General features: G+C 39.4%; 12 protein-coding genes. 3 read left to right on the forward strand and 9 right to left on the reverse strand.

All coding sequences use genetic code 11. The features are described from left to right. Nucleotides 1-7: 7 nt before the first annotated feature. Nucleotides 8-922, reverse strand: a complete 915-nt coding sequence (gene thrB, locus A9Y75_RS20875) for a homoserine kinase (RefSeq protein ID WP_071191448.1) — start codon at nt 920-922, stop codon at nt 8-10. A 678-nt stretch (nt 923-1,600) separates the two neighbouring features. After that, the gene (locus A9Y75_RS20880; RefSeq protein WP_071191449.1) at nt 1,601-3,289 is read right to left on the reverse strand and encodes an NAD(P)H-quinone oxidoreductase subunit 4; all 1,689 of its coding nucleotides are present in this window, start codon (nt 3,287-3,289) and stop codon (nt 1,601-1,603) included. 199 nt (nt 3,290-3,488) lie between these two features. Here A9Y75_RS20880 and A9Y75_RS20885 point away from each other — a divergent pair, with 199 nt between their 5' ends. Then, entirely contained in the window at nt 3,489-3,950 is a 462-nt protein-coding gene (locus A9Y75_RS20885; protein ID WP_071191450.1) for a DUF29 domain-containing protein, read from the forward strand. Between the two features lie 61 nt (nt 3,951-4,011). Here the strand turns inward: A9Y75_RS20885 and A9Y75_RS20890 are convergent, their stop codons facing one another. Beyond that, on the reverse strand, nt 4,012-4,227 hold the full coding sequence (locus A9Y75_RS20890; RefSeq protein WP_071191451.1) for a hypothetical protein: 216 nt from the start codon (nt 4,225-4,227) through the stop codon (nt 4,012-4,014). Nucleotides 4,228-4,313: 86 nt separating this feature from the next. Then, nucleotides 4,314-6,134 carry a threonine--tRNA ligase gene (gene thrS, locus A9Y75_RS20895; RefSeq protein ID WP_071191452.1) on the reverse strand — a complete coding sequence of 607 codons (1,821 nt, stop codon included), beginning with the start codon at nt 6,132-6,134 and terminating at the stop codon, nt 4,314-4,316. 437 nt (nt 6,135-6,571) lie between these two features. On the opposite strand from thrS, the gene A9Y75_RS20900 reads away from it, so the two are divergent. Both A9Y75_RS20900 and A9Y75_RS20905 read left to right on the forward strand, forming a co-directional pair. Further along, nucleotides 6,572-6,883: a DUF2605 domain-containing protein gene (locus A9Y75_RS20900; RefSeq protein WP_071191453.1), complete on the forward strand. Its 312-nt coding sequence runs from the start codon at nt 6,572-6,574 to the stop codon at nt 6,881-6,883. Between the two features lie 244 nt (nt 6,884-7,127). Next, complete coding sequence (locus A9Y75_RS20905; RefSeq protein ID WP_071191454.1) at nt 7,128-7,451, forward strand: DUF2973 domain-containing protein; 324 nt, start codon at nt 7,128-7,130, stop codon at nt 7,449-7,451. Between the two features lie 140 nt (nt 7,452-7,591). On the opposite strand, the gene A9Y75_RS20910 is transcribed toward A9Y75_RS20905, so the two are convergent. The 5 genes from A9Y75_RS20910 to A9Y75_RS20930 form a co-directional block, all read right to left on the reverse strand. Next, complete coding sequence (locus A9Y75_RS20910) at nt 7,592-7,957, reverse strand: type II toxin-antitoxin system PemK/MazF family toxin (RefSeq protein WP_071191455.1); 366 nt, start codon at nt 7,955-7,957, stop codon at nt 7,592-7,594. Further along, nucleotides 7,951-8,205: a hypothetical protein gene (locus A9Y75_RS20915; RefSeq protein ID WP_071191456.1), complete on the reverse strand. Its 255-nt coding sequence runs from the start codon at nt 8,203-8,205 to the stop codon at nt 7,951-7,953. Before A9Y75_RS20915 ends, A9Y75_RS20910 begins: the two co-directional genes overlap by 7 nt. A 153-nt stretch (nt 8,206-8,358) precedes the next feature. Beyond that, nucleotides 8,359-8,649, reverse strand: a complete 291-nt coding sequence (locus A9Y75_RS20920) for a type II toxin-antitoxin system RelE/ParE family toxin (RefSeq protein ID WP_071191457.1) — start codon at nt 8,647-8,649, stop codon at nt 8,359-8,361. After that, entirely contained in the window at nt 8,642-8,932 is a 291-nt protein-coding gene (locus tag A9Y75_RS20925) for a hypothetical protein (RefSeq protein WP_071191458.1), read from the reverse strand. The genes A9Y75_RS20920 and A9Y75_RS20925 overlap by 8 nt, the downstream gene beginning before the upstream one ends. A 267-nt stretch (nt 8,933-9,199) precedes the next feature. Next, the coding region (locus A9Y75_RS20930) for a C2 family cysteine protease (RefSeq protein ID WP_143046468.1) at nt 9,200-10,581 on the reverse strand (1,382 nt) is incomplete at its 5' end.

The following is a 10,581-nucleotide window of genomic DNA, read 5'->3' on the forward strand; positions in this document are numbered from 1 at the left end:
CCCCCTGCTACAATATCGTTGCCCCTTGAGTATCGAGGGCGAGCGATCGCACAGTAGATTTAATTCCGGCTTGTTTCCAAGCATTTGACATCGCTGTCACTACCCCATATGTATGTGTTGTATCTGTTAAAGCTAAAAGTGTTGGGCCTGCGCCACTGATCACCATGCCATAAGCACCAGCAGCTACAGCAGCAGCAGCCACATCATCGTAACCAGGAATTAAAGCTTGACGATAAGGTTGATGTAACTTATCTTGTAAAGCTGCTTTTAACCATTCTTCCTGATTCGTTGCCAAACCCCGCAACAATAAACCAAAATGGGCAATATTGAAAATCGCATCTGCACGACTTACCTCTGTTGGTAAAACTCGCCTTGCTTCTGAAGTTGATAACTCAAAATCAGGAATTGCCACTACTGGTACTATATGCCGATGCCAGGTAATATCACAAATTTCCCAACCTGTTTGGCTAGTTGCAGCCAGACGACATCCCCCTAATAAAGCAGGTACTACATTATCAGGATGTCCCTCCATAGCGATCGCTAATTCCATTACCTGCAATTCAGATAAAGGTGAACCTGCTAATTGATTTGCAGCCACCAACCCCCCCACAATTGCAGTCGCAGAACTACCCAAACCCCTAGCTAAACGTACTCCTAACTTAATTTCAATTTTCACCGGCGGCGGCGTTTGATCTATATATTGATATAACTTTACAAAAGCCTGATACAGAAGATTACTCTCATCAGTTTGCACCTTTTCCGCTTCTGCACCAGAGACTTGAATAATTAAACCACCAGTAGCCAGACAAGTAAACTTAAATTCGTTGTATAGCTTTAAGGCTGCACCGATGCAGTCAAAACCAGGCCCCAAATTTGCCGTTGTCGCAGGGACTTTAACCGTAACAGTAGAAACCAATGACATCTGTCAATACTCACTAATCGATCCACTAGCATCTCATATATTGGTGGTACTTTATAGATACGCATAAAGATGATTAGCTGGCTTCATTTTTATTATCCTGATACTTACTTTAGAGTTAAATTAATTTAGGGCTTGCTTAATAAAGCTAAAACTTAGATAAGTAGGTTAACAGAAAAATTTAAAGGTATGTGAAGAAAAGTAAAATCGCCCAAAGCTCTCTTCCTGTTCCCTGTTAAGAGTTCCCTGTTCCCTTGCCCCAACGACAATTTTTAACGCCCACCTACTTATATCAAGAGTTTGAAGGTTAAAAAGGTGAATCAGGTGCAAGGAATAAGCGTTGAAAGAGATTAGTGATTTTTCCATAACCAAAATAATTATTTAAAGCTGTAGGGGTAAAGCAAAAGCTCATGAGTATCAACTTAAGCTCAAACCGTTTTCCCACAGCCGTTCTACCCCACCCCTTAGTCCCCTCCCCTCAAGAGGGGAGGGGAAGTTTTACGTTAGTAAAACAGGGGTGGGGTGATTCTGGATTGATTGGTCATGGAGTAAGTTGGATATAACGTCAATGAAGAGTCTTTCACGTTAAGTTGACACCAATGAGCTTTTGCTTTACCCCTACGACAGATCCGGTATTAGAGTTGATTAGAACTTATACCATTTCTTTATGAAGCTGCACTGTTACTTCAATGTTCCCAACACAGGAGTTAACTCGGTTGCTGAGATGTGCGGATTTAAGAACCCATTGGCATAAATTCGGGGATTTGATTGGGAGATGATTGTATAAGACTGGCGAACATGAGCATTAATGGCTACAGTTTTCACATCGTACATTTGCATAGCCACTTTGGGATAGAAACCAATCCCAATAATCAGCACTAGAAAAGAGGCGGCAATAAACACTTCACGAGGTCTGGCATCAGTATATACAGTTTCCGTAGGTAGGAGACAATCTGTACCAAAACAAGCCGTTCCTTCATCTTCCTGATTTTCCAAACCTGCATTATTAATGTCACAGATCAGGTCTGCACCAGAACCATAAAATACCTGTCTCAGCATGGAAAGCAGGTAAATAGGTGTGAGGATAACTCCCACAGCAGCTAGGAAAACTGTAACGGTACAGAAGGTGGAAGTGTAAACATCGCTAGTTGTTATCCCCACAAAAACCGAAAGTTCACCCACAAAGCCACTCATTCCCGGTAAAGCCAAAGATGCCATTGCACCCATTGTAAAGAGGGCAAATACTTTCGGCATCGCTTGACCAATACCGCCCATATCTGCCATTACCATCGTCCGAGAGCGATCGTAAGTTACACCTGCCAAGAAGAATAACACCGAAGCAATCAAACCGTGGGAGATCATTTGCAACATTGCGCCGTTAATACCCAAATCGGTAAAAGACGCAATTCCTAGAAGTACAAAACCCATGTGGGAAATTGACGAATTAGCCAAACGCCGTTTCATATTCGTTTGGGCAAAAGAGTTTAATGCACCATAGATAATATTGACAACACCGAGAATGGCTAAAACTGGTGCAAAGTAAATATGTGCATCAGGAAGAAGTTCAAGATTGAGGCGAATTAATCCGTATCCGCCCATTTTCAAAAGCACACCCGCCAAAATCATCGACACGGGAGAAGATGCTTCCCCGTGGGCATCCGGTAGCCAAGTATGGAAGGGAAAAATAGCAAGTTTGACACCAAAGGCAATTAGCAAACCTGCATAAAGTAGCAGTTGGAGAGTCAGGGGATATTCTTTCTGTGCAAGTTCTGCAATATCAAAGGTGACATTTCCCCCACCATATAGCCCCATTGCTAAGGCTGCGACTAAAATAAATATAGAAGCGGCGGCAGTATAAAGTAAAAATTTTGTAGCTGCGTAGCGTCGCCGTTGTCCACCCCAAATGCAAACTAGTAAATATACGGGAATTAGTTCGACTTCCCACATGATGAAGAATAACAACAAGTCTTGGGCAACAAACACCCCAACTTGTGCAGAATACAACACAAGCATGAGAAAATAGAAAAGCTTTGGTCTGCGGTCAACCTGCCAAGCCGAAAAAATCGCCAGGGTGGTAACAAATCCAGCTAAAAGTACCAGCGGGACCGAAAGACCATCAACAGAAACTGCCCAGTTCAAACCTAACTGAGGCATCCAGACATAACTTTCTCCAAGCTGAAAACTAGCACTACTGGCATCGTAATGCTTCCAAAAGGCGTAACACATTAAACCAAAGTCGGCGATTCCTACCCCTAGTGCATACCATCGGACAAGTTTGCCGTCTTTATCAGGCAATACAGGGATGAGAAAGGATGCCAGAAGTGGAAATAGGACAATCGCGGTAAGCCAGGGAAATTGATCCGCTATCATGTCAATAGGAAAAAATACTTATCAGTGAATAATGTCATTGTACTAAACTTTTTAACAATTTCTTTATAAGTTTTTATCCCAGGTTGGCATAGGGAGAATATATACCTCAATAAATCTTATGCTTAGGATTGAGTAGATTAAAAAACGCCTTTATTTGCTTGATGATCTAAAATGGACAATTAGAGGCACTGTTAAATCTATGACAGAAATTCAATTAGCCAAAGAAGGTCTTTATGATCAAGATCAGTACCTATGGCTAGAGGATACAATCCTCAAACTCAAGGCGCGAGATTTTCATGGTTTGGATGTGGAACATTTGATTGAGGAGATGGAAATCTTGGCGAGTAGGGATAGGGCTGAGATTGAAAGTCGCTTGATTGTGCTATGGGTGCATTTATTAAAACGGATTTATATTAATAGTGAGTATGATAATCGTGGCTGGGAAGTGACAATTCGAGAACAACGTCGTCAGTTAAGAATTCTTCTTAAACAATCCCCTAGTCTGAAGCGATATTTTACAGAAGTGTTAGATCAAGCTTGGGAAGATTCACTGATGGAAGTTAGGGAAGATTATCCTCAAATTGAGTTTCCTGATTTATGGAAGTTTAGCCTGAATGTTGATGCGCTTTTGAGTGAGAAGTTTTGGGATTTTGCTGGTTAGAAATATGATTTTTTTCACGCAGAGGCGCAGAGTCACAGAGAGTTTTAAACTTCCAAGATAATTATTCCTCAAGATAGGCTAAGGCTTTAGCTCGATTTAGCAATGGGGTATTCACAGATTCATTCATAGCTTTGTTCATACAATAGTCTTCTACTGCTTCAGCAAGTTCATCCAAAGAGGCATCTTCTGTAGGTAGTAATTGTCTCCAGATGTCAATAGGAATTACAACTGCAATAGTATTTCCTTCTGTGTTGGTAAGATATTCAATATTTAGCATTTTTTACTCCAAAATTCATTCTACAAGGTTCAAAAAAGTTGTAGGTTAGGTTTCACTTTGTTCTACCCAACCTACTCTTTACTTTCTTAGAAGTTGCTAAAGTTAGTAATTGCTCCTGTGATTTTATCCACAACTTCATCTACAGTTATGACTCCCAATTCCCCAGAAGCGCGGGTACGGATACTCAAGCTGTTGGTTTCTACTTCCTTGGCACCAACCACCGCCATGACAGGTATTTTATCCTTTTCGGCGTTGCGAATCAACTTACCCAAGCGATCGCCACTCAAATCCACTTCCGCCCGAATTCCTAACGCAACCATCTTCCCTACTACCTCTTTGGTAAAATCTAACTGAAGATCACTTACAGGTAATAACCTGATTTGCACAGGTGCTAACCACAAGGGGAAATCACCCGCGTACTCTTCAATCAAAATCCCAATTAACCGTTCCAAAGAACCAAATGGTGCGCGGTGAAGCATTACCGGACGTTTGCGAGAACCATCTTCAGCCACGTATTCTAAATCAAACCTTTCGGGTAAATTATAATCTACCTGCACTGTTCCTAATTGCCATTCCCGTTCCAAAGCATCACTGAAGATAAAATCGAGTTTTGGACCATAGAAAGCCGCTTCCCCAATTCCTTCAAAATAATCCATTCCCAATTGTTCCACAGCGCGACGAATCGCACCTTCCGCTTTATCCCAAGCTTCATCAGAACCGATATACTTATCACTGGCTGGGTCACGGAAACTCAATCTAGCTTTAAAATTCTTTAATTGCAGACTTTTGAAAACGCTCAAAATCAAATCTACAACATTCAGAAATTCGCTGTCTAGCTGTTCGGGAGTCACAAATAAATGAGAATCATCAACAGTAAAACCGCGCACTCTGGTTAAACCACCCAATTCTCCCGATTGTTCATAACGGTAAACTGTGCCGAATTCCGCCAACCGCATCGGTAATTCCCGGTATGACCGTAATTCACTCTTGTATATTTGAATATGGAAAGGGCAATTCATCGGTTTCATGACAAAACCCTGTTCTATCGCTCTTGCTTCCTCATCTTCAGCCATTAAAGGAAACATATCTTCCTTGTATTTCTGCCAGTGTCCAGATGTTTTAAATAAATCAACTCTGGCAATGTGGGGGGTAACTACAGGTAAATAACCCCGTTTTAATTGTTCTTTTTTGAGGAAGTCTTCTAAAATCGTTCTCAGTAAAGTTCCTTTGGGAGTCCACAAAGGTAAACCAGGACCGACTAAATCGGAAAAGATAAATAATCCCAGTTCTTTCCCTATTTTACGATGATCACGGCGCAGGGCTTCTTCTTTCCGGCGTTTGTACTCTGCTAATTGTTCGGGAGTTTCCCAAGCTGTGGCATAAATGCGCTGTAATTGGGCTTTCTTTTCATCTCCACGCCAATAAGCACCAGCAACGCTTTCTAATTCTAGAGCTTTGGGGTTAATTTCACTGGTATTTTCGAGGTGGGGTCCAGCGCACAAATCCCACCATTGATCTCCCAAATGGTAAATTGTGATCGGTTCTTGTTTGATATCTGCCAGAATTTCCAGTTTATAAGGTTCTTTAATGGCTTCAATGCGGCTTTGGGCTTCTTCTCGGCTGACTTCTTCCCGAATTAATGGTAATTTGCGATTAATAATCTTCACCATTTCTTTTTGAATGGCTTTCAAATCTTTGTCGCTGAAGGGTTCTGGACTATCAAAGTCATAATAAAACCCATTTTCAATCCAGGGTCCAATTGTGACTTGCGCTTTAGGAAACAGCTTTTGTACTGCCATTGCCATGATATGCGAAGCTGTGTGGCGAATCTTTTTTAATGTTTCTGATTCGCTGGTCCGCGGTAAATAGATTTTTTCGGCTGGTTGAGTTTCTTGATTTGGCGACATCGGCTGTTAAAATTTTGGCGAAGTGATTAAAAATAAATTTGACAAAAAATATCTTTACAAAATAAATAATAGTCCACTGGCTATGGTTTCTCCTAATTTAGCCCAACCACAGGCTTTTGGTAAAAGCCATACAATACAAAATTAAATTCAATCAGGTTGTCAGGGAACAGGGAATAGAAAAATTTTCTTCATTCTCCTTTCTCCTGACTCCTGACTCCTGACTCCTGACTCCTCTTTCCTGATTTGTTCCTTTAGACATATCCAGACTTACTCCCAAGGAACCTTACAAGCCTATTGCTAAATTTATATTATTGTGCATGGTATCTTAGGTTACAGATTTTTGATTTTCTTGGCAATATGGACAGTTATGAATTAATTGTTAAGATTCGTAAATAAGGTTAATATTAAAAAGAAATTAGGAAATATGCTTTTCATATATGGGAGACTCGAATCCACCGAGTACTGAATTGCTAAAATCAGTCTTGGAGCCATTGTTAGAGGATTTTCAATATTGGTTTGGGCGATCGCTTGAACTACTGGAAAATGAGAAAATCCAATTTATGAGTGATGAAGAGCAATTTAACTTGTTACAACGAGTTAAACAAGCGCAAGCCGAACTTAACACAGCAAAGATGCTGTTTACTGCAACTAATGAACAAGCCGGGATAGATATGGCAACTATAATGCCTTGGCATCAATTGGTAAGCGAATGTTGGAATGTAGGGATGCGCTACCGTCAGTCAAAATAACCGTGACTTACTATGTGACAAAACTGTATATAAGTCGCAATGATAAGAAAGAAAGCTTAACATTATTTTCATAAAAAAATAATGTAGCCCATGTTACCGTAATCTTAATAGGATTACAAAATATCACATCACAAATAGATCAAATAGATAATTTAACATTCCTCATCATCACAAATCATGGGTGAGCGAAAGTTAATCACTACGATATAAAGCTTTAAAACTTGTTGCCCTGGAGGATAATTCGATGTTACACCTACTTTACATTTTAGCTTTTACTGTCCTTGCATTTATAGCTGTGGGTAATTTAATTCGCAATCTGATCATGTTCAGTTTTGATAGAGAGCGGCCTTATCCAACAAATTCCTCGTCAATGGGTAATCAAGGGGGCTATTATGGGGCTAAAAGAAAGTCCGTACCCCATCCAGAATTGTTAGATAGCGCAGGTAACTTTATTAAAGAACCGCTGTTGGTAATGCGTTCAATTAATGTTGAAGATGCACGGGAACAGTTGGATGCTCTTTATGAATCTTCTCCTGGTCAAAAAATTGATCGTCCAGAAGGAGCTTAATTTATTATTTTTATAATTTAGGAATCTGTAGGGGTTTAGCATTGCTAAACCCCCTTAAATTATTGAAGCTGGGTTTTGTCTTCTTACATAGCTAAAATATCTCGTTCCCATACTCTGTATGGGAACGAGAGGAAATCTATTTATTCATCTAAATCTATTTCCTGTGGTTCTGTTACTATTAATAATCCTGCTAAAATTTGTCTAATTCTTTCTTTAGATAGCGTCCCGATTTTTTCAGTTAATAAAGCTTTATCTACTGTAAAAATCTGCGATACATTTACCACACTTTGCCGATCAAGATTAGCTTCTCCTAACTCTAGTAAAACATTACCCATTGCCTTAGCTCGTCGCAAATTAGAAGTTAATGCACAAACTATTACCGTTCTGATTTGAGAACTGTTGAGCAAATCATTTTGGATCACTACATAAGGACGGATATAAGCTGGTTCTGATCCTATTGGTTCTCCCAAATCAATCCAATAAATATCACCTTGCTTAATTACCATTCTTTTTCTTTTAATTGTCCTTGATGGTGTCGCATTGCTGCTAACATGATTTGTTCTGATTCATCCAAACCATCTGCATAAGCTTCATTAACACTTTCTACTAATTGGCGATGTTTTTTACGACGCAGAAATTCTTCCATTGCTAGAGCAAATAATTTACTGCGAGGAATCTTCATTGCATTTGCTAAAGCAGTTGCTTCTTCATAGAGTGATTCTTCAATTGAAATAGCTGTTTTGATGCTTGTCATTGAGTTATACCTCTTTTCTGACTGACGGTATAACTTAATCTTATTCTATCTTCATCATTTCTACAACAAGTACCAAAAACGTAGGGGTAAAGTGTATTGCTAAACCCCTACAAACTTCATAAATAATTAATAATAAAATGCCTACTCTACTGACTAACAAGGTCGATTCTCTCGTCCATGATAGATGCGTAAAATAATCACATCATCCTCAAGAATAACGTAGTGGATGATAAAGCCGTATTTACCAAAAGAAACTAAAAGTTTTCTTAATCCTGCTATTTCATCTACAATTGCTCCTCGACGTGGATTTTGTTGTAGACTTTCACCAGAAGAAACTATTGCTTGTACTGCGCGTCCTGCTGCAACAGCATTATTCAGTGATATAAAATCGTAATGCCGATTTAAGTCATTAATGGCAGTTTCTGTCCAAACTATTTCAGACATTGGCGTTATTGCCTAAACTATTTGCCCATTTCCGCACTTGTTCATGTTTGACTGCTGAACCTGTACGCCGGTATGCTTCTAGAGCAGATTTGCTTTGCTCAATCATTTCTGTTTCAGTAAGAGGTTGAAAATTTAATCCTGTATCTATCTCACCATACTCAAGTGATTCTTCTAGTAAATTTTCTTCATCTTTAGCTAATTCTGTGGCTAAAAATTGAATGGCTTTGATTTTTTCTTGATGGGATAATTTTTGCAGTGAGGGTAAAATTTCTGTTAATGTCATAGAAATATGGGTTAAAAGCTACTTACATTATACTGCGATACCTTCGGTGAGCTACCGCTAACGCAGACTCAGAACAGCAAAAAGGCAAAAAGGCGATACCTTTGGTTAGCGCTTCGCTATCGCTTTCCTCCATCCGCCAAAAAAAATCGCTATCTCATCATCCACAAACTATACCTAAAACGTAGGGGTTTAGCATTGCTAAACCCTTACAATTATTTATTCATTGAGGTGAGAGGAGTGATCGCACTCAATTAAAATTTAAGCAACCTAAATATAAATCCAACCACTGAAATACAATCTTAATTGTTCAATTATCATATCAATATTTCTGGGTTGTGTGCTACCAACGCGAGGGTTAAAAAGCCTAAACTTTTGTGTCTGAGAATCGTAACTTGTCAAAGTATAAGAATGGCTCGGAACAATAGAGGGAAGTACACCAGAACTTTTTGAGTTTACAATTATTGGTCTAGCTGCATTAATCTGATTTAAAAGACCATTAAGGTTAAAGTCAGAAAAACTGTTTGATCTTGAGCCTGTAATATTAGTTAACGCAACATTAGCAAAACCCCATTCAATACCATAATAAGAATTTCTGTCATTGTTGTTGCGGCCAATTTGGTTAGTAGTATCGGATTCGTTGAACTGTGCATAGGCTTTTTCAGCTAATGCCACCCATAATTCATTATTTTGATCATTGTGGAGACTACCTCTATTGGCGTAAACAAACCTACCATAAGTATCCACAGGTAGGTACTTATCAACTGTTACATAATCAGCAACTTGGTTGGTAACATCGTAAAAACGAACTGTAAATGTTCCATCTCCATTATCTATGAACATATTTTGAATGGTATTAGATTGGCGAAGTGCTGTAGTAGCTAACCCGGCCATAAAATAACAGTTATTCAATGCTGTACTTTGACGCACATCGTCTTGGGAAATTCCATTTTGAAATAGAGAACCACTTGCGAAACGATAAGTAAAGTTAGAGTTAGTTGTTGTTGGTCGAATAGTACCCAAAAACCACTTATCAATTAACCTATCCATCTGACTAGAACTACTACTTGCAACTAGATTACCAATTCCAGCCCGTCCGTTGGCAATATTCCCATTAGCAATTTTTCTAGATAAAACACGCACTGGTTCTTGCATACTAATCCGGTCTGTATTGTTCACTAATGTCCGAAGATCAGTTAGTTCGTTGCCGTCAATTGTACTGCCATCCCTAGCATTTCGGAAAATAGCAATCATATCATTTCGATCTAAACTCCCATCAGTCATACGATTGCGAATTTCTGAGCGTAGCTCTGTATCTCGAATGTTTTGATCAAACCAATCAGAAACTTGACTTCCAGTTAGACTAATATTGTAGTTGCCAGTTACACCAGAAGAATAGCTAGTAGCTCGTGCAATGTAGGAAACTCCAGCTTGAACAGTTAAGTTAATTTGAGAGTTTCTAGTACCGTTGGAGTCATCATTTTCAGCAATTACTTGTCCCGTACTTTCATTAACAAGCTGTAAGTACGTATCAAATGAAGAGGTCATGTCCAGACGTATCTGTTGACCTGCGCTAAGTCCTGTTAAACGGTAGTCATCTGAATATCTGCCACTGAGGGTTGGATTATTGCGATCGCTCGTACTCAGTTGTC

Origin of the sequence: Trichormus sp. NMC-1, from assembly GCF_001858025.1 — a bacterium.
Classification (GTDB): Bacteria; Cyanobacteriota; Cyanobacteriia; order Cyanobacteriales; family Nostocaceae; genus Anabaena.